Source organism: Vibrio cincinnatiensis, from assembly GCF_022113815.1.
In the GTDB taxonomy this organism is placed as follows: domain Bacteria; phylum Pseudomonadota; class Gammaproteobacteria; order Enterobacterales; family Vibrionaceae; genus Vibrio; species Vibrio cincinnatiensis_A.
Map to the genome: position 1 here is coordinate 128584 of NZ_SGOM01000009.1, position 24847 is coordinate 153430.

Annotated in this window: 28 protein-coding genes and 1 riboswitch; of the genes, 20 read left to right on the forward strand and 8 right to left on the reverse strand. The window is 42.1% G+C overall.

All coding sequences use genetic code 11. The features are described from left to right. Positions 1-30: 30 nt before the first annotated feature. The 8 genes from fabR to EXA13_RS12535 all read left to right on the forward strand — a co-directional run bounded on the left by fabR (position 31) and on the right by EXA13_RS12535 (position 7677). Positions 31-672 (forward strand): HTH-type transcriptional repressor FabR, encoded by a 642-nt coding sequence (fabR, locus tag EXA13_RS12500; RefSeq protein ID WP_238133470.1) that lies wholly within the window; start codon positions 31-33, stop codon positions 670-672. Continuing rightward, positions 672-1043, forward strand: coding sequence for a YijD family membrane protein (locus EXA13_RS12505; protein WP_238133471.1), 372 nt, complete (start codon positions 672-674; stop codon positions 1041-1043). Before fabR ends, EXA13_RS12505 begins: the two co-directional genes overlap by 1 nt. Positions 1044-1354: 311 nt before the next feature. Further along, a complete protein-coding gene (locus tag EXA13_RS12510) occupies positions 1355-2614 on the forward strand; it encodes a tyrosine-type recombinase/integrase (RefSeq protein WP_005378637.1) in 1260 nt (419 codons plus the stop codon). 412 nt (positions 2615-3026) lie between these two features. Beyond that, positions 3027-4526 carry a hypothetical protein gene (locus EXA13_RS12515; protein WP_005378640.1) on the forward strand — a complete coding sequence of 500 codons (1500 nt, stop codon included), beginning with the start codon at positions 3027-3029 and terminating at the stop codon, positions 4524-4526. A 68-nt stretch (positions 4527-4594) separates the two neighbouring features. After that, positions 4595-5446, forward strand: a complete 852-nt coding sequence (locus tag EXA13_RS12520) for a DNA adenine methylase (RefSeq protein ID WP_005378642.1) — start codon at positions 4595-4597, stop codon at positions 5444-5446. A gap of 97 nt (positions 5447-5543) precedes the next feature. Next, positions 5544-6734, forward strand: coding sequence for a hypothetical protein (locus EXA13_RS12525; protein ID WP_031779006.1), 1191 nt, complete (start codon positions 5544-5546; stop codon positions 6732-6734). Between the two features lie 11 nt (positions 6735-6745). Next, positions 6746-7126: an STAS-like domain-containing protein gene (locus tag EXA13_RS12530; RefSeq protein WP_005378647.1), complete on the forward strand. Its 381-nt coding sequence runs from the start codon at positions 6746-6748 to the stop codon at positions 7124-7126. Positions 7127-7131: 5 nt separating this feature from the next. Continuing rightward, positions 7132-7677 carry a hypothetical protein gene (locus tag EXA13_RS12535; protein WP_005378650.1) on the forward strand — a complete coding sequence of 182 codons (546 nt, stop codon included), beginning with the start codon at positions 7132-7134 and terminating at the stop codon, positions 7675-7677. Positions 7678-7729: 52 nt separating this feature from the next. On the opposite strand, the gene EXA13_RS12540 is transcribed toward EXA13_RS12535, so the two are convergent. Next, the gene (locus EXA13_RS12540; RefSeq protein ID WP_005378652.1) at positions 7730-8395 is read right to left on the reverse strand and encodes a DUF4276 family protein; all 666 of its coding nucleotides are present in this window, start codon (positions 8393-8395) and stop codon (positions 7730-7732) included. Then, complete coding sequence (locus EXA13_RS12545; protein WP_000034199.1) at positions 8392-9495, reverse strand: AAA family ATPase; 1104 nt, start codon at positions 9493-9495, stop codon at positions 8392-8394. The genes EXA13_RS12540 and EXA13_RS12545 overlap by 4 nt, the downstream gene beginning before the upstream one ends. Before the next feature lie 317 nt (positions 9496-9812). On the opposite strand from EXA13_RS12545, the gene radC reads away from it, so the two are divergent. Genes radC through EXA13_RS12560 form a run of 3 tightly spaced genes read left to right on the forward strand, consistent with a single transcriptional unit; the run spans position 9813 to position 11196 of the window. Further along, positions 9813-10280 (forward strand): RadC family protein, encoded by a 468-nt coding sequence (gene radC / locus EXA13_RS12550; RefSeq protein ID WP_005378657.1) that lies wholly within the window; start codon positions 9813-9815, stop codon positions 10278-10280. After that, complete coding sequence (locus tag EXA13_RS12555) at positions 10277-10726, forward strand: DUF2787 family protein (protein WP_005378658.1); 450 nt, start codon at positions 10277-10279, stop codon at positions 10724-10726. Before radC ends, EXA13_RS12555 begins: the two co-directional genes overlap by 4 nt. 38 nt (positions 10727-10764) lie before the next feature. Continuing rightward, the gene (locus tag EXA13_RS12560; RefSeq protein ID WP_005378659.1) at positions 10765-11196 is read left to right on the forward strand and encodes a DUF2787 family protein; all 432 of its coding nucleotides are present in this window, start codon (positions 10765-10767) and stop codon (positions 11194-11196) included. A 7-nt stretch (positions 11197-11203) separates the two neighbouring features. Here the strand turns inward: EXA13_RS12560 and EXA13_RS12565 are convergent, their stop codons facing one another. Further along, a complete protein-coding gene (locus tag EXA13_RS12565; protein ID WP_005378660.1) occupies positions 11204-11542 on the reverse strand; it encodes a YkvA family protein in 339 nt (112 codons plus the stop codon). Positions 11543-11681: 139 nt separating this feature from the next. Between EXA13_RS12565 and EXA13_RS12570 the strand changes: the two genes are divergently transcribed. Then, the gene (locus EXA13_RS12570; protein ID WP_005378661.1) at positions 11682-11933 is read left to right on the forward strand and encodes a hypothetical protein; all 252 of its coding nucleotides are present in this window, start codon (positions 11682-11684) and stop codon (positions 11931-11933) included. Between the two features lie 179 nt (positions 11934-12112). Continuing rightward, positions 12113-13081 carry a helix-turn-helix transcriptional regulator gene (locus EXA13_RS12575; RefSeq protein ID WP_005378662.1) on the forward strand — a complete coding sequence of 323 codons (969 nt, stop codon included), beginning with the start codon at positions 12113-12115 and terminating at the stop codon, positions 13079-13081. Here the strand turns inward: EXA13_RS12575 and EXA13_RS12580 are convergent. Continuing rightward, positions 13078-13299, reverse strand: a complete 222-nt coding sequence (locus tag EXA13_RS12580) for a helix-turn-helix transcriptional regulator (protein ID WP_005378664.1) — start codon at positions 13297-13299, stop codon at positions 13078-13080. The genes EXA13_RS12575 and EXA13_RS12580 overlap by 4 nt on opposite strands. Before the next feature lie 77 nt (positions 13300-13376). Here EXA13_RS12580 and EXA13_RS12585 point away from each other — a divergent pair, with 77 nt between their 5' ends. Next, positions 13377-14366, forward strand: coding sequence for a GTPase family protein (locus EXA13_RS12585; RefSeq protein ID WP_159408067.1), 990 nt, complete (start codon positions 13377-13379; stop codon positions 14364-14366). Between the two features lie 110 nt (positions 14367-14476). Next, positions 14477-14812 carry a hypothetical protein gene (locus EXA13_RS12590; RefSeq protein WP_238133472.1) on the forward strand — a complete coding sequence of 112 codons (336 nt, stop codon included), beginning with the start codon at positions 14477-14479 and terminating at the stop codon, positions 14810-14812. A 146-nt stretch (positions 14813-14958) separates the two neighbouring features. Here the strand turns inward: EXA13_RS12590 and EXA13_RS12595 are convergent, their stop codons facing one another. Both EXA13_RS12595 and EXA13_RS12600 read right to left on the reverse strand, forming a co-directional pair. Further along, complete coding sequence (locus tag EXA13_RS12595) at positions 14959-15603, reverse strand: inovirus Gp2 family protein (protein WP_005378668.1); 645 nt, start codon at positions 15601-15603, stop codon at positions 14959-14961. Positions 15604-15769: 166 nt separating this feature from the next. Next, the gene (locus EXA13_RS12600) at positions 15770-16804 is read right to left on the reverse strand and encodes a hypothetical protein (RefSeq protein WP_005378669.1); all 1035 of its coding nucleotides are present in this window, start codon (positions 16802-16804) and stop codon (positions 15770-15772) included. A gap of 144 nt (positions 16805-16948) precedes the next feature. Here EXA13_RS12600 and EXA13_RS12605 point away from each other — a divergent pair, with 144 nt between their 5' ends. The 3 genes from EXA13_RS12605 (at position 16949) to EXA13_RS12615 (ending at position 19560) form a co-directional block, all read left to right on the forward strand. Continuing rightward, the gene (locus EXA13_RS12605) at positions 16949-17620 is read left to right on the forward strand and encodes a hypothetical protein (RefSeq protein WP_005378670.1); all 672 of its coding nucleotides are present in this window, start codon (positions 16949-16951) and stop codon (positions 17618-17620) included. A gap of 252 nt (positions 17621-17872) precedes the next feature. Next, positions 17873-18340 (forward strand): Panacea domain-containing protein, encoded by a 468-nt coding sequence (locus EXA13_RS12610; protein ID WP_005378671.1) that lies wholly within the window; start codon positions 17873-17875, stop codon positions 18338-18340. Continuing rightward, on the forward strand, positions 18337-19560 hold the full coding sequence (locus tag EXA13_RS12615; protein WP_005378672.1) for a RelA/SpoT domain-containing protein: 1224 nt from the start codon (positions 18337-18339) through the stop codon (positions 19558-19560). The genes EXA13_RS12610 and EXA13_RS12615 overlap by 4 nt, the downstream gene beginning before the upstream one ends. Positions 19561-19751: 191 nt before the next feature. Here EXA13_RS12615 and trmA read toward each other — a convergent pair whose 3' ends face one another. Further along, the gene (gene trmA / locus EXA13_RS12620; protein WP_238133473.1) at positions 19752-20861 is read right to left on the reverse strand and encodes a tRNA (uridine(54)-C5)-methyltransferase TrmA; all 1110 of its coding nucleotides are present in this window, start codon (positions 20859-20861) and stop codon (positions 19752-19754) included. 149 nt (positions 20862-21010) lie between these two features. Then, a riboswitch (cobalamin riboswitch) is annotated at positions 21011-21209 on the forward strand. 45 nt (positions 21210-21254) lie between these two features. On the opposite strand from trmA, the gene EXA13_RS12625 reads away from it, so the two are divergent. Together EXA13_RS12625 and murI are read left to right on the forward strand one after the other, a co-directional pair. Continuing rightward, positions 21255-23126 (forward strand): TonB-dependent receptor domain-containing protein, encoded by a 1872-nt coding sequence (locus EXA13_RS12625; RefSeq protein WP_238133474.1) that lies wholly within the window; start codon positions 21255-21257, stop codon positions 23124-23126. Between the two features lie 151 nt (positions 23127-23277). After that, positions 23278-24078: a glutamate racemase gene (gene murI / locus EXA13_RS12630; RefSeq protein WP_238133475.1), complete on the forward strand. Its 801-nt coding sequence runs from the start codon at positions 23278-23280 to the stop codon at positions 24076-24078. On the opposite strand, the gene EXA13_RS12635 is transcribed toward murI, so the two are convergent. Next, a complete protein-coding gene (locus EXA13_RS12635) occupies positions 24047-24511 on the reverse strand; it encodes an RNA recognition motif domain-containing protein (RefSeq protein WP_238133476.1) in 465 nt (154 codons plus the stop codon). The genes murI and EXA13_RS12635 overlap by 32 nt on opposite strands. Positions 24512-24847: the final 336 nt, after the last annotated feature.

The window sequence follows — 24847 nt, forward strand, 5'->3', positions numbered from 1 at the left end:
GACTTTTCCTTGATAGAGAACGGAACCAGCATGAAAACCACGGGAATTCGCGCACAACAAAAAGAAAAAACTCGCCGCTCGTTGATTGATGCTGCTTTTCGTCAATTGAGTGCGGATCGGAGCTTTTCTAATTTGAGTTTACGTGAAGTTGCGCGTGAAGCGGGGATTGCCCCTACCTCTTTCTATCGACATTTCAAAGATATGGATGAACTGGGATTAACCATGGTGGATGAAGGTGGTTTGCTATTGCGTCAATTGATGCGCCAAGCTCGCCAACGTATTGTCAAAGAGGGCAGCGTGATTCGTACTTCGGTTGAAACCTTCATGGAGTTTATTGAAAGTAGCCCCAATGTTTTTCGTTTATTATTGCGAGAGCGTTCTGGGACTTCTTTTGAATTTCGTGCTGCGGTGGTGCGAGAAATTCAACATTTTTCGGCAGAGTTAACGGAATACTTAATTAATACGGGTATGTCACGTGAAGAAGCGGTAGTCCAGGCTGAGGCCTCCGTAACTCTCGTATTTAGCTCAGGGGCTCAAGCTTTGGATCTAGAGCGACAAGCTCGGGATGAATTGGCGGAGCGTTTGATCATGCAACTTCGTATGATGGCAAAAGGTGCCCTTTGGTATCGGAAAGAGCGTGAACGTAATCGATTGAAAGGAGGGATAGATTAATGACGAAGGAAATTCACAATGTTCATCAAGGCGCTGAGCGTAAAACCTTAGTGTTGGCGTTGATTACCGGGATGTCTGGTGATGCACTGTTGTCGTGGATGACGATGAGTGAGGTTTCATTTTCCATCTTCCCTTTAATTGCTTTAGTTTTAGCGGTACAAGCACTGTATCAAGAATATTTGCGTAACCCCGTGGCTGAAGATATCCCGCTGGTGAGCTTGGCCTGCTTTTTTGTGGGCGCATTTGGCCACTCGGCTTTCCTTAAAGCTCAATATCCGGATACAGGCTCAAATTTGCTTTCACTCTTTATTGTTTTAGTCCTTTTACTGTGGATTGGGAAAAAACTTGGGTTTATTGGCCGTCGGCACTGATCGTTAAACGCATATGATTTCCCTTCTACTAGAACAAAAAACGAGCCCAATGGCTCGTTTTTTGTTCTCAATCTTTTACCACTACGCTTTGCGCTCTAGCAGTACACCCGCTTCCATATGGTGGGTAAATCGAACCCTGAATCTTGTAGCGTCTTCTGAAATCCAGTTGCGTGTTTTAATTTATTGTTTTTATTTGAGTTTTAATTGTGTGTTGTCCAAGGATGTCTTTAGTCGTACAATGAAAACTCGTCTTTTCCCGTACCCCACGCCGTACCCAGAGCCGTACCCAGAAATGCAGAGGTTTTTGAACCATGACCAAGCGAATTAGCACCAATGCCACGTTGCAATCATTGAAAGCACAAGACAAAGAATACTTAGTTCCAGATAAAAAAATTGAAGGATTGAATATTCGTGTTCGCCCGACGGGCACAATGACTTGGATCTTTCGCTTTCAGGTCGGCAAAAAACACGAAAAAATAACCATGGGTCGGTATGTTAAGTTAAAACCGGAAACGGGGATGACGCTTGAACAGGCTCGAACAGAAGCAGGGCGTTACCGCAGTTGGTTGGAAAATAATAAGAATCCGAAGCAGGAACTAGCGCGAGAGCAGCGCGAGCAAGAGGAAGCGAAAACCTTTGACGATGCTTTTGCCAGTTTTGATGAGAAGCGTTTATCTAAGCAGCTGCGGGGAGAACAGGCGAGGGCAATCTACATCCGGGATATCAAACCATTTCTTGGTCACATCAAACTAGAAGAGTTGGGAATTCATGATCTTAATAAAGTATTTGATGCCAAGGTTGATGAGAATGGACAGAGAAAAGCGGGTGCGATTAGTGCATGCCATAGAATTATCAATCAGGTGATCAACCATGCGCTAGCTTTGAATATGATTGGTGCACACCCTGCACCACATTTGAAATCCAAGGATGTCGGTGGTGGTTCTAAGGTCACAAAACGCAATTTGAGCTTTTCAGAATTGAAAACACTGCTAACAAGCTTGCCTTCTTGGCGTACAGAGCCCTCAAACGTCCGGCTAATGCAGTTTTTGCTCGGGTGTGGGCAACGTATTAGTGCTGTGCTTGAAATGCGTTGGAGTGAGATAGATTTGCAAGAGAAAGTATGGTTGTTGCCAGCCAGTTCAAAAGAACGTCACACCAAGAGTCAGGAGAGCCGAAAAGTACCATTAAGTGATTACCTACTGGAACTTCTTAAAGAGCAGCGTGAGAATGTACCAAGCAAATGGAAACTTGTTTGGCCTCAGCTTATGGATGACAAACTTCAAGAACCCGCAGCAGTACGTACGCTAATCAAACGTAATTTACCGGAAGATTTTGAGCGTTTTTCGCCACACGATCTACGCCGCACCTTTATCAGCCGTTGTAGCGAAATGGGGTTAGATATTGTGGCGATTGAAAAGACGGTTGGTCACCAGCTACCAGGCATGTTGCGGGTATACAACCATCACGATTACTTTGAAGAGCAGTTAGTGGTATTACAAGCTTGGGGCGAGAAGTTGCAAGCTCTGACGGTTGCCAATGTAGTACCTTTATTAACGACGAAATCTGCATAATGCTTGAGTGGTCAGTTTTACTCAGACAAAAAATAAAAATGGGAGCTTAAGGCTCCTTCTAGTCTAAATAGGCTCAATAATAATGCTTTCGGAGTTTCCTCTGCTAGGTTATTTGAGTTAGTTCTGGTCAATCCAAGCTTTTCGGGATTGATCCAAAGACAAAATCAATGGCTACATCATCAATATATTGTGGAATAACATATCTAAGCGTGATTGCGTTTTGATCTGGTCTAAAGGAGGTATACGCAGTCACAATGGTATCTATAAATCACTAAGGCTCTCTCAGAACCGTAACTTAATGATATTAAAAGATTGAACATTGGTTAGTATAAGAATTACCATTATGCTCATATTTGTGTATGTCAATTTTTTATTCGGCGAGTTTATATGCGGCTGCTGAAGAGAGGATTATATGATTTTTGATAGGATCAATGTTAATAATCTGCTGTTGGATTTGGATAACTCTAGGTTCCCAAATCAACCTGAGAACCAGCGACAAGCGATAGAGTTTATGCTTAAACAGCAGGGAGATAAGCTGTTTAAGCTAGCAAAAGATATCATTGAGTTCGGCGTTGATCCATCAGAGCGACTCGTTGTAGTTAAAGATGAATCAGAGAACTACGTTGTAGTTGAAGGGAACCGAAGAGTTACTACTCTGAAGCTTCTTCAAAATATAGATATTGTTGATGAAGATAAAACTGTTCGTAAGATCAAAGGGTTATTGGCTTCGAATCCTGACATTCCTCAAGCTGTGGAATGTGTCATCTATCAACAAGATGATGAAGGTTATGAGCACTGGGTTAACTTAAAGCATACAGGTGAGAATGATGGTGTAGGCCGAGTTCACTGGAAAGGTCAAGAGGTTGATCGCCATAGAGCTAAGCATGGTGAAACATCATTCGGCAACCAGCTAATCACTTTTATTACCAAAGAATCGAATATCAAGAGTTCGATAAAGAGCAATACCAACAAGCTAAAAATCACCAACATCACTCGTCTATTGGGAGACCCTGCTGTGCGTGAGAGGCTCTCTCTTCATATGGTGACAGGAAGTCTGTTTTGTAAATGCCCAAAAGAGCAATTTGTTGAGCGTATCACTAAGCTACTTGATGAGATGCTTGAAACTGATGACAACGGTAAGATTCAATTCACAGTTAACCGTATCAAGAAAAAGGATGATCGCAAAGATTTCATGAATCAATTGGGTATTGTTACTCCAGAGCAAGTATTATTGAGATCTTGGAAGCTGACAGACCCCGCTAGCTACTCATCAAAAGCTGATGGCAGTAGGAAGAATATTGATGCGAAACCTAGTGGTATAGAGAGTGAAGATCTTTCGTCATCACTAGAGGGTAAACCGAAAGGTGAAACAGATCCTCAAACTACTACAGACAAGGAGACTGAAAATGGGAAGCCTAGCGAGGGGGCAGATAAACCAAAACCTTCAAACGGTAAAGGCAGTAAGCTCGCACCAAACCCTAACCGGAATATGCTTATTCCTGCTAGCTGCAAGTTAACTATTAGTGACAATAAGAAGTGCTCTGGATTGTTTAGAGAGTTGAAAAGTAAGCTAACTTTTGACGATCACCGATTTAGTATATCTGTTCTTATTCGTGTTTTCCTCGAAATGTCAGTCAGTCATTACATGGAGAAGCACCAGATCCAGCTGCAAAATCCTAAGAAAACAGGACTTCATGACAAAGTTGTTGCTGTAACTGATTGCTTGCTTGGTAATAAGAAGATCACTGGACAAGAAGCAACTTCTTTGAAAGCCAACTCTAATAACTACTTTAAAGCTAGCGGTGCAGGCCAGCAATATGTTCATAATTTGCACATGATGCCTGACAAAGTCTCAATTAATACCATGTGGGATAACTTGGAGCCTCTTTTCAAAGGAATATGGCAAGATTGATAAGAATGGCCAAATTGGTAATAGGTTGCTACTATCCGCCCGCAGAAACAAAAGAATGAGTAGCAATTATGGCGTTTTACACACCGCTTCGTTATCCCGGAGGTAAGGGAAAGCTAGCGTATTACCTTAAAGCATTGATTGAAGAGAATGGACTACATGATGGTCATTATGTAGAGCCGTTTGCTGGCGGAGCAGGAGTTGCGCTTGAGCTAATGTTTCAAGAATATGTTCGACATATTCATATCAATGACCTAGATAAGGCGGTGTACTCGTTCTGGTTGTCTGTAATTGAGCATACAGAAGAATTGTGTGCTCTAATTCATGATACTGCTGTGACTATCGAAGAATGGGAACGTCAGCGAACTATCGTTGCTGATAGCGAAAACAGATCTCCATTACAACTAGGATTTGCAACATTCTTCCTTAATCGAACTAATAGATCTGGCATACTTAAAGCAGGGGTTATTGGTGGTAAGGCTCAAGCTGGTAAGTGGAAGCTTGATGTTCGCTATAACAAAGATGAGTTGATCAATCGCATTCAACGTATTGCAATGAATCGGGATAGGATTCATGTATATAATCTGGACACCGCTGAGATGTTGAAAAGCAAGCTCGATCACCTTCCTCAAGACACTCTCATCTATCTAGACCCACCTTACTATCTCAAAGGGCAAGGACTTTATCGGAATTTTTACAATCATGATGATCATGTTCAGATTAGAGATATTCTAGATGGCATAACAGATAAGCCCTGGGTTGTTTCTTACGACAATGCGCCAGAAATCTCGGATATCTATGCTTTATATCGTCAGAAAGTCTTTGATCTTCAGTACACCGCTCAAACTAAACGAGTCGGCTCTGAGATTATGATTTACTCGGATAATATTCGAATCCCTGACCTGAAGTTAGGTAAAAAATAGGATAAGGATATTTTTTGCATAGTATAGCTGTTAAATCATTCTAACTGTAAGTATGAAAAAGTCAGGGATTAGTGACAATAGAAGCGAAGGAGATAGTGTGGCATCGTCAAATATTCAAAAACAACGCTGGGCGAGAAATGTCTTCTCTCGTTATGCTAAAAATCATCGAAAGCGACTCAGAACAAGAAAGAAGTCTTTCACAACTCGCCGGATTCCTTCATCACAAAGTGATGGTTTAAAAAGCGCTAAGCCTAAAACTGAGAAGTTTAAGCTTCTATCTAATGTGTTGACGGTTGCCCCTATGTATCCTGAATACAGGGATAAAACTCTTTCTTTTTTTAAGGATATTGGTTCTTTTTTAGATTCTTCTGAGCAGAGTAACTTTTACGGAACAGTGCTCTTGAATCTAGGAAAGGTAGAGAAGGTAGATCCTAGCGGGTGCGCTTTCTTGTTTTCTTACATTGAAATGTTTCAAGAGCTGTACCCAAGAGTTAATTTCAAGATTAAATATCCAAATCAAATTAAGCCTCATGTCGGTAGCTCCGTTGAGACTATCCAACCAAATCACGTTTTTAACCACCTAGAGTTATATAAACAGTTAGGTAGTCCTAAAGCCCCCCTTTGCCATACACTTCCCCCTCCTAAGCTTAAGGTGTGGGAAACGGAATCTTTTGCCCAAAGTGACTCATCGTTGGTAGGACAAATACTCGAAAACGTATGTAGGAAAGTACCAGATGTTTCACGTGAGCAAATTCCTAAAATATATAAGATACTAATAGAAGCGGTTAACAACTGCCCAGAGCATGCTTATGACGCATCATTCATGAATGAAAAAGGCTTACAATATAAGAAAACTCGTTGCTTGTTTGCTACTATGGAGGGTCGCCTAGTAGTAGTTGTTGCAGACCTTGGAGTTGGTATCCGTTACACTTTAGAGCATGGTAAGGCGAAAGATTCGTGGGAGCTTTTTAAGCGATTCCAACGGTTAGTCAGCAGGAACAAAGACTTTTCGTCTAGAGATAGCGAATGCTTACAAGGCATGATTAACATTAAAAATGTTCGCGAAAGAAGCTCAAGACATAAAGACTTTGACAATAGGGGCTACGGTGGAGTTGACTTACAAAAGGCTATTAAAGAGTTAAAAGGTCGGCTTTTGATTATGTCGGGCAAAGGCTCTCTTATGCTAGATGCATCAAACCCTGACTCAATGGATGTTGATCCTAAAGACTTTAATACGAGCTTGAATGGCACATTGATTTCCATGTCTATCCCATTAACAGTTAAATGATGAGTAATCGCATGTTCGATTTAAAAGTGACTGACTTTACGAAGTACCCTGGACCAAGGTATATATCCCTTGGTGACAATAGTGGTGAAGAGTTTCGTGAACAGTATTTGATAGAGGCGCTTAAAGATGACCCGGAAGTTTCAGTTAACTTAGATGGAGTTCTTGGTTATGGTTCTTCATTCTTGGAAGAGATATTTGGTGGTATAGTCCGAGCTATGCCTTCCCATCCTGCAACTATACACCCAAATGGCGAGCCAATAGTTAAGCACGATTTTATCACTTTAGAAATGATTAATTTTATTGGTGACAACTTGGTTTCTAATGATGATCCTTCAGTTATTCAGGAAGTAAATAGTTATATCAGTCGTCAGATAAATGAGATTGAGGGATAATTAGAATGACTTGGTGGATAGCTTTCATCATTGCTGTGTTAGGTTGGTATTTTACAGCTACCCAGAATGCCAAGAACAGTACACGAGCATTGATTAACCAAGAAATAAAAGAAGCGAGAGCTAAACTACATGATCTTATTGTGTCTTGCTCTCACGAAGACTGCCAATTTCCTCTAAGAGCAAATGGTGAGGACTTTGTGAAGATGCAGACGTATATCGTGTCAATTCAAGAGCTTGATAAGTTATATGTCTCTTATAATTCGCCTTATTTTAAACATATTAGGGCCATCAGTACTTGTATATCTTTATTGACTAAGCTCTCTGAATACCAATGCCTTAGCAAGGCCAAAGAGTTTATTCGTCATTGGTTTATACCACAATCACATGCGGCTTCTGAAAGTCATTACTCGACCTTTGAGTTGTTAGGACATACTTCGACTATTCGTCAGTCTCTAACCAGCGATGCAGAAGATATGAATGAAGAAACACGTCTTGCTATGTTAAACCTTGAGTATAAAAAACTTTGCCTTTCTTATCAGTTCGTTAGTTAGACTGTATGGTAATTCTAAAAAGTCTTTCAAAGCTAAAATGGCTTAACCTCGGTTAAGCCAGTGCTTCTATGTTTTTTAGCCAACTATCAAACAAAGGGCATTTCTCACGCATAGTATCTAGGCCTACTTCTAAAGCTGCCAAAGTTCCTAAAAGTGGTTTTTCATAGCCGAAAATATGGCTTTCGATGCGCTTACTTGGTGCTGTTTGCGGGCTGTTGTTGATATGTTCTGGTGAGTCGAAGCTGTTTGCGATCTCGGTAAATACCCTTTCTAGTTCTACTCTATCCATACCTTCAGCCATCTTTATCGGATCGCTGAAGAGCAGTGCTTCAAACTCGTACATCTGCACGTAAGGGATAAACCGACGCATAGCGTTCGCACCGATTTTCTCAGTCAATTTTTCAGCGAATGCGTTTTGTAGTGTTTGAGCCTTAACAGCGACAGGTGCATTGGCATCGACGGCATTCTTACCAGGGAAGCTCTCTGGTAACCCGTAGAAATCAAAGAAGGTGGTGCAATAGCATTGTTGATCTGCCAGCAAACGCTTTTCGATATCAGGAGCAAGCCGTTCAAACTTGAAGTTTCCTCCTTTATGGCCTGGGCGACCGATAAGCCCTGGCATCAAGTAAATGCCTTTAAGGGAGAATGGCTCCACCAGCAACTCTTTCACAAAAGCTTCTTCTGTTTGTCCTTCACAAATTACATGCACTATGGTCATTTTGATGGTCTCCCACCAATGATGTTTTTCTCCCATAGCTCGCCAACCGAATAATCATCTAGCCAAGTACGGAATTTATCAGCATCTAAGCGTTTAAATGTCGATGCGCCTTCTTCACGCTCTACAACGATAAGATCATCCAACTCAAATTCATTAAGCAGTGGAACGGATTGCGTAGATACGATCACCTGCATCCGTTTTGACGCACTGCGTAACAATGCCCCTAATAGCGTTATCGCATAAGGGTGTAAGCCTAGTTCTGGCTCATCGATGATGATGGTCGATGGTGGGTTAGGTTGCAATAAAGCTGTGACCAAACAAATAAAACGGATAGAGCCATCGGAAAGCTGACTTGGCCAAAGAGGGTAGTCACTATCGGCTTGTTTCCACAGTAAGCGTATTTGCTCTTCACCAGAAGCAAGCTGAATAGGTTTGAGAACGAAGTCATCAAAGAATGGTACAGCTAAACGCACGGTTTTGCAGATTTGTGCATACACCTCAGAGTTTTCACGCTGTAGCTTAAATAAGTATGCGGCTAAGTTGCTCGCATCTGAACGTAGATACTCGTTATCATGAACTGCCCCAAGGCGCTTTACTGCTGCTGTGTCGCTCGTATCATGGAAATGAAAAACCTTCCAAGCAGAAATCGCTGAATAACAGAAAGAGGCCACTTTTGATGACGTGCCTGATTGCATCTCTTTCTTTAAGTTAGACTCCTTGTGTCCGGCTCCTAAGTTGGGCTCTGTAACCCCAAAAAATGGGCCGTCAAAATAGAGCTTCTCACTCGAAAAAGTGAAATTATCGTCCGTGGTAGGCTCTAAATCTGCCGAATAGCCATTCACCCCAAAACGTATAGTGGTATGAAGTTTCTGAGTCTCTTTGACGCCATATGACAATACACGATCAGCGCCACCTTGTTTGCTCGTCCAAACTTGCAAACGACCTTCAACTAACTCATGCAACATTCTAAAGTAACTGACAAAGTTACTCTTACCGACGCCATTTGCACCGATAAGAACGTTTAAGTTGTTGAGCTGTAGCTTATCCAGCGAACGGATAGACTTAAAACCCTGGATGGTTAACCTGTCTATCTTACTCATTGGCTTCCTCTTTTCTGATTACGACGTATTGTTGATTGAATGGCTTGTTGATTTAGCAGAACTAAGCGTATTTCGATTGATGGACGATTATACCTCACAACCGTCACTTTCTGCGCTTTTCTCTTTGTTTTCTCCATCAAACTCTGACGGTCTTAAAATTGTGCATCAAGTCTAAGATGAGAGTAGCACACAAATCCGCGTCACTTTATAGCTGAAAATACCACGATTTGCCGTTGCTGCCCCATAGCAATCAAAACAATTTCAGATAGATATCATCTTCGTGCATACCTCAACGGTTTCATTTTTAGGAGCTTTTTATGCGCGAAAATAACTACTATTTTGATGGTCCTGTTACGGCGGACAGGGTGCTCGACGCGGCCGCAGAAATCCTTGCTGCACGCGCCCTCCGAGGCGATCAATATTGCAATCCTGAAGCAACAAAAACCTATTTATCTTGCAAATTAAAACACCATGAAAGAGAGGTGTTTGCGGTGATGTTTCTAGATAATCAGCATCGCCTTATTGCCTTTGAAGAGCTGTTCTTTGGCACAATTGATTCGGCAAGTGTTTATCCCCGAGAAGTCCTCAAAGCGGCTTTAAAAATCAATGCCGCCGCACTCATCTTTGCTCACAATCACCCTTCTGGCGATGCCACTCCTTCCCAAGCCGATAAACAAATTACGCAAAGGCTTAAAGAGGCTTTAGCGCTGGTGGACATTCGAGTTCTTGATCATATCGTGGTTGGTGATAGCGCCATCTCTTTTGCAGAAAGGGGGCTACTATGATCCAGAAAACATCGGGTGAACTGGAACTGTTGGATGGCTTTCATCGAGCATTGCTTTTGGTAATCCAACGTTATTCGATTCCTCCACAAGCAGAGCGAATTGTCCTGAACTGTCGACAAAGACGCTATTACCAGACGGGGCAGGGGCTTCATCCCATTGAAATACAATTTCGTCGAACATCGGCCAGTGAAGATTGGCAGGTCGTCTGTTTAGCGAGTTTTTCTTATTCGGAAAGTAAACCGAGTGAGATGGAGCCTGAACTCTACTTTCATCTCTTCAATCTTTGGTGTTATCAACCAGATAGCGGTGCTGCAAGTCTCGCACACCCGCAAGTGAAAGCGCTGTTAGATACTTGGCTGAACGCGCTCTCTCGACACCTTACTCAGTCCCTCTTTGATGACATTCAGTTATCGATGATTCAAACCTTCGATGAACACCACTCATGATCACGTTTTAACCTCGGCCACTTTTAGGAGATCTAGCCATGTCTATACTGAATTTTACGCCGTCAGTGCTGCCTGTTTCTAATAAGCTTCTGACGTTATTAAACCAACATTGTCATGCCTCGATGGAATCAACACAGTCCACCAGCCATGCCCTCTCTATCCATTTTCGAGACAAAAGCTATAGCGCGGAAGAAGGGGGATATCATCCGGTTGAGGTTGGCCTCAACATTGTGAATGGTAAAACGGTTGATATTCTCTACATTACCGATTTTGCGTATATGGGGAACTATTATCCGGAGCTAGAGCGATGCATTGATTTTGACTTTGGCAATCAAGTCGCTTTTACCGTCGCCACGGGATGGCAAAGCATTCGCTCTCCAGGTATCGATGAGCTGTATCAAATGTGGGAGCAAAACTTTCTTCAGTACGTCGAATGGGAGTGTTACGACGACATTCAGACTTCTCATTAACTTTTTATCAATCTAGCCAGACTTCCACTTGTTGCTTTGCTTCTTGCTTATGTTCTTGTTTTACATGCGCCCCTACTGAAGCCAAAGCCGCCATCAACACACCAATGTCATCACTATAGCCAACCCCGACCAATACATCGGGTATGGCATCAATAGGTAAGACAAAGTAACCCAGCGCACTCAGTATTGCGGTTTTCGCCCAACGTGGCGTATCGCTGTCTTTCGCACAGTAGTAAAGGATCAAGGCCGTTTCAATAACCTCACGACCAGCTTTCTTGGCGTAGCGTTTGAGCTTATCCCAAAAGGATTGCTCACGGTAATGTTCTTGGTGTTGAGTGTCTTGCATGAGATGCCCCTCTGTTGAGGTTTCAGGATACTGGCTAGCTCGCTCATTTTTAAGACAAACCTTATCCGGTACGACATAAGTTAACGCACCAATTCGTACTATGCATGGGAATTGACCACTTAATAAGAAGGATAACCAAATGGGATTTTGGGACAACGTTGGAAAGCTTGCTAAAGCAGGCGCACAAGCGGGAGCGAAGGTGGCTTCTGATACGTACGGTGATATGAAAGAAGCGCAAGCGGATGCTGCTCGTAAGAGTGATGATCAGTTAGCGCGCACTATTGCCAATCGTTCAGGCGGTACATGGGCCATTGGGGCTGCTCGCCAGGAGCTTAAAAGTCGTGGCTATAGTGACGATGCCATTCAAAGCTTGGTGAATCGTCACCGTTAATGATGGTAAGGGGACACGGCAAAGCGCCGTGTCCGCTGCTTTCTTTATTCCCTCGCAAACTGCTGCGACATAAGTCAACGCAGCGCCTCGTAAACTCTCTTCAATCAATCCGTTAGCTCATTGTCTTTACTCAACTCTTGTGTGGGTGAGGGTTCGTGCGCTTAAAAATAAAGCCATCTATGAACGATACAAAGCTTAATCGCTCTCAGCATTACATCCAGCTGGTTCTTGAGATTTATAAGCGCATTCCAAACAGTCGCAAAATCACAGCCAAAGAGATCCAGCAGCAACTGAGTGAAGTGGGCATTGTGCGTTCAGAGCGAACCATTCAGCGCAATCTCACCGATATCGCTCAGTTTTTTGATGATGTCGACGTGGATATGCGCGACAAGCCTTTTGGCTATAGTCGTCGCTCGCGCCATTTGCTCTCACACGGTCCACAAGAGGCGGTCTTATTGAGCTTGGCGGAAAATTATCTGCGTTATCTTCTCCCTGTGAACTTGATGAAAACTCTCGACACGGTTTTCAATGACGCCAAGCAACACCTATTTCCCACCACCAGCAATGTGAAAGAGCGTCAATGGCTAAAGAAAGTGCGCTTTGTTAGTGAGGGCGTACCGTTGCTTCCTCCCCACATCGACAATGAGATTTTTGAGAAGGTCAGTTACGCTCTCTTCCACAATCGTTATTTGTCCCTTTGTTATACCAATGCCAATCTAGAGCAGAAGAGCAAAGAGGTGATGCCATTGGGGTTAGCGCAACAAGGAAGCCGTCTTTATCTCGTGTGCCGTTTTCGCGGTCACACCAACGAGCGTTCTTTGGCGTTGCATCGTATCCATAAAGCAAACATCTCTACGTTTGATTTTGCTTATCCAAGTGATTTTGACTTGGAACGGTATGATTTAGATGGGCGTTTTTACTTTGGTGAAGGGGAGGAAATACGACTGTCGTTTTGTATTGGCAGAGAAAGCGGTTATCACTTACTCGAAACGCCGCTGTCGATGGATCAGCACGTGGAATTAATTAATGGAGGATATCAAGTGACGGCAACGGTGATTGACTCGCTTCAGCTCGAACGATGGTTACGCGGGTTTGGTGATGAGGTCTGGAGCATTACCAAAGAGGAATGCCCACCAAAAATTGCTTAAGCCACTGCCTCTTGTTCTAGCATTGGCAAACCCAATCGCTCATCTCGTTCTGCCACTCTTTCTAATATCCAGTCTTGGACTTCACTTTCTACCCAAGCCACGCTGCGAAAACCCAGTGATACCGATTTAGGGAACTTACCCTCTGCCATGAGCTTGTACATATACGCACGGCTCAAACCTGTATTATCCAGCACTTCTTTTAGTCGAATTAGTCTCATTTTTCTGTCCTCATGATTTGTTCGTCATAAGGAGGTAGCTAGTTGTAATTTTTCCGGACGCTAACTAAGGAGCGCTTATGTCCGAACAGCACGATCTTTTCACTACGCTTGAAAGTGAGATACGCCAGGCATTCCTCAATGAACGTACTCGCACCAAGTTACTCGATAACCTCAAACAAATGAGAGCCACCGAGCTCAACATTCTCATTACAGGAGCCACCGGAGCAGGAAAAAGCTCAACGATTAACGCTCTCTTTGACATGAGTGTTGCAGAGGTGGGAATCAGTTGTGAGCCGCACACTCAGGGTGTTACGCAATATCGTCTGAACAATCTTATTCTTTGGGATAGTCCTGGTCTGGGGGATGGCATCGAAGAAGATAAGCGCCATGCCCGCTTATTGAAAAACACGCTGAGAGCGAGAGATGAGCAGAACCGTTTCGTGATTGACTTGGTACTTGTGATTCTTGATGGTAGCTCACGCGATTTAGGCACACCTATCACCTTGATTAACGATGTGCTTATTCCAGTATTAGGCGAAGACGCACAGCACCGTTTAATTATCGCCATTAATCAAGCCGATAATGCGTTAAAAGGAAATCAAGCCTGGAACTACGAAAGCAATACACCGACACCTGTGTCGAAAACTTATCTTGAAACCATGGTGCGCTCGGTTCATCGACGCGTATTACGCGCAACAGGGGTTTATCTAAAGCCCGTCTACTACGTTGCGGGGCACAGTGATGGATTGGCCAAGCAACGGCCCTATAACCTTTCCAAGTTGCTGTATTTGATTGTTGAACGTTTACCAAAAAATAAACGGCTCTTACTGGCGAATCGCACGCTTTCCCCTCGACATGATAATTGGAAAGACAACGATGCCAGTGATTACAACAAAAAAACCAGTCTTAGTTTGTGGGAGGCAATCTTCGACACGACGACTCAAGGTGCTCAATACGGCGAAGAAATAGGAAGTGTGTTTGGCACGACAGGCAAGCACCTGGGCAAAATTATAGGCGGTACGCTAGGGGCATGCTTAGGCGGTTTACGCTATCTCTTTGGCTGGTAGATAAGCGCCGCTACGGTTACATATCTCAAAGCCAACCTCTCTTCGACATAAGTTGTCGCAACTACCTTTTAATATCAACTCATTGAATAACTGTTCAAAGGATACTTCTCATGAAACCAATTGTGCTTACAACGGCACTGTCAGTGCTATTGGCCTTTAATGCGTCTGCTGAAGGCTACAAAGTGGAATACAAAGACATCAATACTCAATGGGGAACCAAAACGAAAATATTTGTGACCTCTCTGTTTGATTTCACCACTATCTACAAAATTGAGGTGAATCGAGGCAACTGCGAAGTTGCCTGGCCAGAGGTACCGAAGGTTACTGTTAACAAGAATAAATACAGCCAATCAGATGAGTTACTGAAAAATCTCAGCAACCCAGACTATAAGAAGCCCTCAAGCAGTAACACAACGAGTGGTATGGCACCCATACCCATCTGTTGACTTGGAGTATGGTGACTCAACAGGTTACGTCACTACAACGCGCTGTCGCGTGTTAGAGATTGATATCTACTCTAGCGAAGGAGAGTACCGCTATACGACGGATTAGGTGACAGAAAGGCCCCTGCGGGCCTTTCTTTTTTGTAAACTCAATAGCGACTGTAATCGAAGCTTCTTCCGTTACCAGGTAGTTTACCTTCTTTTTTAGCAAAGTAACTAACACGGTAAAAGGCTTGATTGTATTGATTCTCATAGATCTCTTTATCGCACCTGTTATTTATTTCACACGTGCCGTTCTCAGCGAAATGAACCGCACTACTTACTTGTTCAACCGAAAGACCAGTTGCACTTGCCCAAGCTTTAGCAATCATCCCTGAAACGTATTCTCCCGTAACATCATTGTAAGGCCCCATTCCTTTAAAAACATCACCGTTTAGCAACACAGCAACGTGATAGTGAGGGTTCTCTGAAGTGACGGCCTCTTTGCACCAAATAAATCGTGGCTTAGAGTGGCGGTTGTGCGTCTTACGTTTTAGGTAAGCACACATCATCGCTTTGAAGGATTCTTGAAATTTTGTGATTTGCTTACTTGATACTTTCTCGCTTGAAAAACCTTTGGGGTATCTCAAATCGATACGAAGTAGCAACGTTCGAGGGTATTGCTCTAGAGCCCTATCAAAAGTGCTTTTAATAGCTAAAAGGCAGGAAGGTATTAGAGGTCCTTTCTTGGAGTATACCGGTAAGTCCATATCATCAATGGTGAGTATTTCTGCATGTTCAAGATAATTGTTCATTTCTATCATTCCTATTGGTTAGTGTTCTCAATAGGTAGATAGGTTGTTGTAATTAATTAGATAAGATTCATATAAATACTATTATTACCGACAGTTTTTCACTTCCTTCCTCCAGCCACGTATCTTTGTTCAACAAGGCTTCCTGTAGCTTCAAAACTTGCAAAAGTTACTCTGATAAAAAGTTAGGCCCCCGTTTGAGAAGGAGTCTCTGATTTTTCTCATTGATACCAATCGCAAATTGCTTTCCATCAACAACATCAAGGGCTCTGATTGTACGTGCTAGGTCCAATGCACGATAAGCAAGAAATTCGATTAACTTATTGACTTTCTCTTTTTCAAGCTTAAGTGTTGCCCAGGCAAAGTGTTCACGTATAACACGCTCATACCACTCAATGTCTGTACAAACCTTTCCTTCGACATTGATGAACTTAATGATTTCACTTTCAATAAAGTAATCTATGTGTTCTGCAAACTCTTTATTGCATTTTACGTCAGCAACTTTTTGAAATAATAAAGGTATTGTGAGGTTGTAAACGGGATTCAGCGCTCCAGACGATTTTAAATGGGCGATAAAGCTGTAGTAGCTTTGGTCATGATCGTACATTGATAAGTTCAGAAAAATTATTGACTTTCTTTTCCTTAGAACAGAGTGGCTGAGACCTTTGATATACCCCTTGATATAACCAAGTCTCCTAAGCTTGCTGAACATTGCTTGAGCTTTACGTTCAGTACATCCCATAAATCTGCATAAATCTCTAAGGCTTATACTATCAACAGTCCCAGATTCCGTAGCCTCACTTAAAAGATGGGTAAGCATTAAGCGATTTGACAGCGTCAACTCTTTAGCATGCTGATTACTATACCAAAGATGATTCATCCACCTCCTCATATAGATGGGGCGTTGTTCAAACTGACTACTCAACTCATCAAAATCAATGCCTGTAAGTTGATAGCGTGTGACTGGTCTTCCTCGTTTTCTAGGTGCTTCTTTCTCAGGTATCAAGAGAATAACTTTTGCCTCTATCAATAAGCGTAGACAGCGCCTTATAAGGCGTTCTGAGGCTTGGTATTTTCGGGCCATATATAGAACAGGTTTTCTGTAAAAATTGTCTGATTCGGCATCCAAATACATAAGCAGCAGTAGCATTCTAGCTTCAGCGTTTAGTTTATCATTCTCTTGGAAAGTCCAGTTTACAATCATAAAATCACATTTATATTTATTTATAAGGCGTTTTGGTATGTATATTACATGGTTTTTCTTTCTATGTCCTTGGACTACGTCCAAAGACATAGGTATAGTGTGAAGGATGCCAACTATATTGAAAAAGCTGGAAGCTAGAGTGATATGAGTGAGAAAAAAATACGTCCATTAGAAGGTTTTAGCTTCAACAATGAATCTCATGTGAAATGGTTAAATACGTATCTAGCAAAAGCCAAAACTAATCCAATTGTCGAAAAGCATTACTTTGGATTGTTTCAGTTATCAGCATCACCTAAAAAACGACTTCAAAATTTTTTTATAGATTGTAAAAATTCAGCTGATGGTAGAGAGATCTGGTTGCTTATGCATGGAGCTTGGGGGAAAAGGTCGAGAAGAGAAAAGCAAAAGCAGAAGGGGAAAAAACAGTATAATTTTGAACTCACTATAGAATTTGGTCAAAATCTTCAAGCTTTAGCCACAAAGAGGGGACAGACTCAGCAGAAGGTTCTTGAAGGGCTTGTAAATGGTTCATTAACATCAATGCTCGAAGTTCGAAAGTTACAAGAAACTGATAGAATTCTATCACTAGAAGCTACAGCCAATACCACGTTAGAAAAGGAGTTAGGCTCTGCTCGAAAAAAAATTTTAGAGTTGGAGTCAAAAATTGCGACTCTTAAAAAAGAGAACCTTCACAAGTCCTCTCAAAGCGACAATGTTTCTACTAACCATCATGCAGATGAACCGGTACAACTGACTCTAGAAAGAAAAGGTCGTTCAATTATTCACATGCAGCCAAAGGACAGTGACCAAGACTAAGCATCTTTACGCTATAAATACCACTAGTAGAGCTGGTGGCTAGGCGCTTGGTGTGCTTAATGTAAGGAAATTGTCTGCTTATGCATGTGAGCATGTAACGCGCTGGCTATTCACATGAACATGTTGCTTATTTTTGCGAACTAGCATCTAACAGTGAATAAAATCACTGTCTTTAAATACAGCGATGGTTTACACTTTTTGCGTTATATCAACCGGATTATGTAAACTATTTGGACGAAATTGGAATAAAAAATGAAAGCATATCACACATACAGTGCTGTAGACGTTGCATGGAGCCTGCTCAAGCATGCGAAAGAGCAAGGTAAATGCTTCTCCAATTTGCAGCTACAAAAACTTACCTATGTTTGTCATGGTTTATCATTGGCACACTTCCAGCGTCCTCTCGTCGTAGATGATGTATTTGCTTGGAAGTTTGGTCCAGTGGTGCCATCTGTTTACTTTCGCTTTAAATCTTATGGTAGTAGTGTGATCACTGAACAATGTGATGTAGCACTAGACCAAGAAAGTGAGTCTATTGTTAAAGATGTAGTCTCTAAGCTGGGCCATTTGACGGGGCCTCAACTTGTAGATTTAACTCACCGCGAAGGAAGTCCATGGCATCAGGTATGGGATGGCACACACCAAAAAGTGATTCCGGACCATTTGATTCAAGCCCATTACACTCAAATCAAACAATCTGGACGAACAGCTAGCCTGTGAGTAACAAAGAAAATAGTGTCGTCAGTTTTTACATTGACGACACCCCCACAGCTGAACAAGCTTCAAAAACCTTCCAAGACGACTACGAACTGGACTTTCAAGATTTTATAGAAAGAACGGTAAATGAAAGTGCTGCTGAAGACTTCTCGTACTCAAATAATGGAGTAAAGAAAGCTGGAAGACGGCTTCGCAAGAGAGAGGGCGACCTCAAGTCAGCTACTGCTACAATCCAACAGTTTCGAGCCGCACACGAAAAGCCATTAAACACTATCGCATATCTTGTTGGTCGCTGTTGCCGTGAACTGGGTATAGATGTTAAACCAGTTACACGGTTAAAGCGCTTAGAAACAATCGTAGATAAGTTGCAGCGTAAATCTCTTGATGGTGAAACGGCAAATGCTACTTGTGTAACCAATATGAATGATATTGGCGGCTGCAGGGCGATTTTTCCGGATTTAATTTCATTGGAGAAGGTGAAATCTCAACTGCAACTTACAGTTGAGAAGGTAGGCCGAGTTAGAATTAAAGATATTGATGACTATATTACTAGTCCTAAACCTAATGATTGTGGTTACCGAAGCTTGCATGTGATTTATCGCTATGACCATGCTAGTGGTAAAAGTTTTAACATTGAGGCTCAGCTACGTACTCGACTTCAACATCTTTGGGCTACTACAGTGGAAATTGTCGACATCCTAGAAGGTACCAAGATTAAGACACACTCTCACAGTTCAAATGAAGGCAAGAGCAGTTTACAGGTTCAATGGGAAGAATTGCTTTCGATAATGAGCCAGTACATTGCTGATGCTGAAGGGGCTATAGAGCTAAGTGATATCGATAAAGCCAATTTTTCAAAGCGTCTGGTCGTCTTGGACCGCGAAATCAATGCGCTGAATCGGTTGAGTAGTTTTAAAATTTTATCTGAAAAGGTTAATTCTTACTGTGATAGTTCCATTGAGCACGTATTGCTAGTTATTAACGAAACTTCACGAGAATTGATCTTTAGTGAAGAGTTTGAAAATTACAGCCAAGCAATTTCAGTTTATAACGCAGCTGAGAAAGTCACTCGTAGCTACTCACGAGCAACCTCGAGACTCAATACCCTTCTCATATCCACAAAAAATATGGGCCAACTTTCGGAAGCCTACCCTAACTATCTAGGCGATTGTGCCTCATTCATCACTCTGCTTGAAGACGCAATGCTGTCTGGTGAAAGTTAAATACAAACCTTTCTTGTTGTTATTGACCCTTGTATCTAATCCTGCTTGTTAAAACGTGCACCAATCTGTCATTGAACTTGGTATGTGTAAATATGACTTCTTGTGATGGCTTGAGGGTTAGACTTTATTGTCCCCGTACCCCAAGCCGTACCCAGGACGTTTTTCGCTAAAGATAAAAACCTTTCAGGTCCTTATTTAATGCGCTCTAGCATCACGCCCGCTTCCATGTGGTGGGTGTAAGGAAATTGATCAAATAGTGCAAAGCGAACCACGTTATGGGTCTGGCTTAGGACATCCAAATTTTCTTTTAATGTTTCTGGGTTACAAGAAATGTAGAGAATACGATCATAGCCTTGTACCATTTTGCAGGTATCTTTATCCATTCCTGAGCGTGGAGGATCGACAAAAATAGTGTTGCAATGATAGCTTTTTAGATCGACTCCGGCATCTTTCAAGCGATTGAATTCACGTTTGCCTTCCATTGCTTGAGTAAATTCTTCGGCTGACATACGGATAATTTGTACATTATCTATTTTGTTTGTTGCAATATTGTATTGTGCTGATTCGACCGACGGTTTGGCTAACTCTGTTGCTAAGACGCGGTCAAAATTTTGCGCCAGCGCAAGAGAAAAATTACCATTGCCGCAATAGAGTTCTAAAAGATCACCTTGACTGTCTTGAGTGCAGTCCACAGCCCATTCGAGCATTTTCTCGGCTACTTTACCATTGGGCTGAGTAAAACTATTTTCGACTTGTTGATACAGGTAAGGTTGGTCGTTAACGTGTAGTTTTTCTATCACATAATCTTGGTCGAGTACGATTTTCATTTTGCGAGCGCGACCAATCAAATTAAGGTTGAACCCTTCATCATTCAATTGTTGCTTTAGCTTATTGGCTTCAATGGTCCATGCATCGTCTAACTGACGGTGATAAAGCAGTGAAACTAACACTTCACCGCTTAGGGTGGATAGGAAATCCACTTGAAATAGCTTGCGACGTAAGGTGTCGTTTTTTTTCATTGCATCAAGCAGCAAGGGCATTAAATCATTAATTAGTCGACTGGCTGCAGGGAATTGGTCAACGCGATACTTTTCTCGTGTGGCTTGGTTAAACATAATGTAATACATCTCGTCGCCTTCATGCCAAACACGAAATTCTGCACGCATACGGTAATGTTGCTGAGGTGATTCAAATACTTCCAGCTCAGGGACTTGGTAGGGCTGAAACATTTCAGTCAGACGGGTGATTTTCTCAGCCAGTTGTGCTGAATAGTGTTCCGGATTTACGTCAAGCGTCGCCATGGTATTACCTTTCAATGGGTGCATGTATTTCAAGAGCGCAGATTTTATTCAATCTACAACACATGTCCAGTTTTGTACGAAATAGAAAGAAAATCAGGTTTAAATCATTACTGGTTCACTTTCTGTACTAGACAATTAAGGTTTTGCTGAATACTATCCACGGAGTTGGTGATATTTAGCCGTCTAGGTTGCTAAATGTCTGAAAAGGGAATCTGGTGAAAATCCAGAACTGACGCGCAGCGGTAAGAGAGAACGAACACTCAATAAAGACACTGCTTTTGGTGGGAAGTCGAGTTAGTAGGTTTCATGCTCTTAAGTCCGAAGACCTGCCAGCAACTGAGTATAGCAGTGGTATCTCTGCTCAGTAGGATTTACGCGACTTAGGATAATATAATGAACAAATCTTTTCTTAGCGTGGCAATGATGTCACTGCTTCCTTATGCCTCTTTTTCCGTGGCGCAAACTCTCTCCGCCGATGAAACGATGGTCATCACCGCTAACCGATTTGAGCAAGTTCATGCTGATAATTTGTCACCCACGGTCGTGGTGACAAGAGCGGATATCACTCGGATGCAAGCCAAGAGTTTAGTGGATGTTTTTCGCACTTTACCAAGTATTGAAATTGCTCAATATGGAGGGCGTGGGCAAACCGCTTCGATTCATGTTCGAGGTGGAAGTTCCTCTCAGGTTTTAGTGTTGGTTGATGGTGTTCGTATGCCTAAAGCCATGATGGGAGAAGTTGACTTTAGCCAAGTACCGATAACGGGAATTGAACGTATAGAATATATTCGAGGTGCAAGAGCGGCTATCTATGGCTCTGAGGCTATCTCTGGAGTGATCAATATTATTACTCGAGCTGATATCCGTGATTCAGCGATAAAAATTCATGCTGGGTTTGGTAGCCATCAATATCATGTTGCGGATCTCTCCCTTTCTCAGCCTGTGAGTGAAAATGGTCATATAAAAGCGGTGATAGGTTATGAAAAAACGGATGGCTTTAATGTTAAGCCAATGAGCGGTATTAATGATGGGGATGAGCATGGGTTTGAATCTTTTCATACTCAATTGGGCTATCAACATCATTGGTTGGAGTCCATTCAACTGTATCTAGGCGCTACGGCTTACAATAATGAATATGATTATGACCAGAGTAGTTATGCGAATGCAGACTGGAAAATACCTGATATTCACCTGAAAAAGACGGGGAGAGTCGAATATCGAGGTGTTAATGCTCATCTACGGATTAAAGAGCAACAGTGGGTTTCAGAATTTGGTGCAGCATATGGTAAGCAAGATAACTATGACTTTAATGCAAATTCGGCTAAGCGTTCTGGGGATTATATCGAAATTGAACAAACTAACGCTTCATGGTTGAATTCCTATCAATTTATGTCTGGGTTTAGTTTGGGAGCTGGTGTCGATTTTCGTAGAGAAAAGCTCATGAAGGGTTATACCTATGGTTCTACCTATAATCCATCCGAGAATCCTCGTGATAATGTTGGAATAAGTATGCTTGCTCAATACCATCTCAATAATTGGACGGTTGAAGCGAGCGCGCGTTCTGATGATAACAGCCAGTATGGCCGATTTAATACTTGGCAAGCAGGAATCGGTTGGCAGTTTTTAACGGATTATAAATTAGTATTGAGTTATGGAACGGCTTTCCGAGCCCCTAGTTTTGTCGACTTATATTATCCAGGAGCAGAGGTTCCCACGTTAGAACCAGAAGAGTCGAAAAATATTGAAGTTTCTCTTACTTATGATTATGAGTGGTTTAATTGGGGGGTGACGGCTTATCAAAACACGATTAACCATATGCTGATTTGGGATAATAATGCTGGAAGTTGGGGTGCGATGCAAAACATTGGTGAAGCTGAGATAAAAGGCCTTGAGTTTGCATTAGGCCTTGAGTCTGGAGCGGTTCACCATCAATTTTATTTAGATTTTAAAGACCCAGTAAATAAATCTGGAGAGGAAAATGAGCGGCTTGCTAACCGAGCCAAGCGTAATTTTAAGTGGAATGCTTCTATCGATATAGAAGATTGGACGCTTGGTACGCAATATTTGTATCAAAGTGATCGACTTTCTGGTGGTACAACTTTAGGGGGGTATAGCTTGTGGAATTTAACGGCTGAGTATGCGTTATCGCCTCAATTTCTTATTCAAGGAAAGGTTGATAACGTATTTAATAAAAAATATGAAATGTATTCAGGTTATGCTTCACCTGAAAGAGAATATACCCTTTCTTTGCGTTATCAGTTCTAATTTCAACACCGCCTACGGGCGGTTTTCTATTGAGGGTGACAGCTTTCATGGATGAGGCAATAAAGCAGTGCATACAATCTCATTAGCAGGAGAGTTGCCTAACGTGAAAGAGGGAGTATGATCGGTGCGTTTTTATTACTCGGTGTTCAGTATGTCGCAACAGTCTCAGCCAAATATACTTATCTTTGATTCTGGTGTTGGTGGTTTATCGGTCTATCAAGAAATTCAAGCTAAACTTCCACAGCTGAACTATACCTACCTCTTTGATAATGCAGCGTATCCTTATGGAGAGTTAGCGCAAGATGCATTACTGCAGCGCGTTGAACATTTGATCATTCCATGGGTTGAACAGCAACTCTTTGATATTGTCGTTATTGCTTGTAATACTGCGAGTACTTTAGTCTTGCCAAGTTTGCGAGAAAAGCTTTCCATTCCCGTGGTTGGTGTCGTGCCTGCGATTAAACCCGCTTCCTCATTAGCAAATAAAGCTATTGGATTGATCGCTACACCTGCCACAGTAACTCGTCAATATACGCGCGATCTCATTCGTAATTTTTCCAGCAATAAGAGTGTAGAGCTCCTTGGCTCGACCCGTTTGGTGGATATGGCGGAAGAAAAACTACGAGGAAGAGCACTGAACTTAGATGAACTGGCGACTATCTTAAGCCCACTCAAAGACCAAATAGATGTAGCTGTACTTGGATGCACACATTTTCCCCTCATCAAAGAAGAAATTCAGAATGTACTTGGGGAAGCCGTTACACTGGTTGACTCTGGACAAGCCATTGCTCGTCGAGTTCAAAGCTTACTGGGTATAGAAACTGGAGAAAAAAGTGGACAGGCACACACCATATTTTCAAGTGCGCCTCCTTGGGAAGAAGGCGCTTTGAATGAAAAGTTGAGAGAGCTAGGTTTTACTCCTATTCGTCCATTTCCTCTTCAGGATGTTTAGGATCATTCGCGATTCGAACCTTCAGTGTTCGTTGCATATAATCTGTTTCATTCAGCGCATCGATAGCGGTTTGAGCATGAGAAGCCGAGATCACAACAAAACCGAATCCTCGTCGTTTACCGGTACGCTTATCTTTCATTAGCCGAACTGCAAACACCTCACCATATTTAGCAAAGAGATCTCGAACATGAGATTCATTAGCTTTGTACGGCAGGTTTCCTACGTATAAGGTTTTTGTTGCTTGTGATAAATCCTCTGAAGGAGCGTCCGAGGAGGCTTCTTGTTCTGTATTATTCAGGCGTAATAAAATAACAGCTGTAAAAGCCACGCCTAGAACAAAACTCACAGAGGAGTGAATAGTAAATAGAGAAAAAATGAATGCACCAATAACAGCTAGTGCAACGAGAGACAATAATGATTTCTTTGAGTTCATATCAAAATACTACTTATCAGAATAAAAGTAAGAGGCGTATCTAACATTAACAAAATAGACACATGAATCTTACGTATATGTGTAGTATTTTTCCAATCTATTGCTGTGACCCTCTTCAAATGTTGGAATTTTATTCAAAAATTAAGCGTTTGATGAGTTTTTGAGCGAACAAATGATTTGTCTAAAAAAAGGCTTGCCATAATTAAATCTCCCCCTATAATTCGCCCTCACTGACACGGCAGACGCCGCAAGGCTTCAGGCAGTGTTAGGCGAGGAAAAGCTTCTAAAAAAAGAAAATTGAAAAAGTGTTTGACACGCTCAGTTATCTCGCTAGAA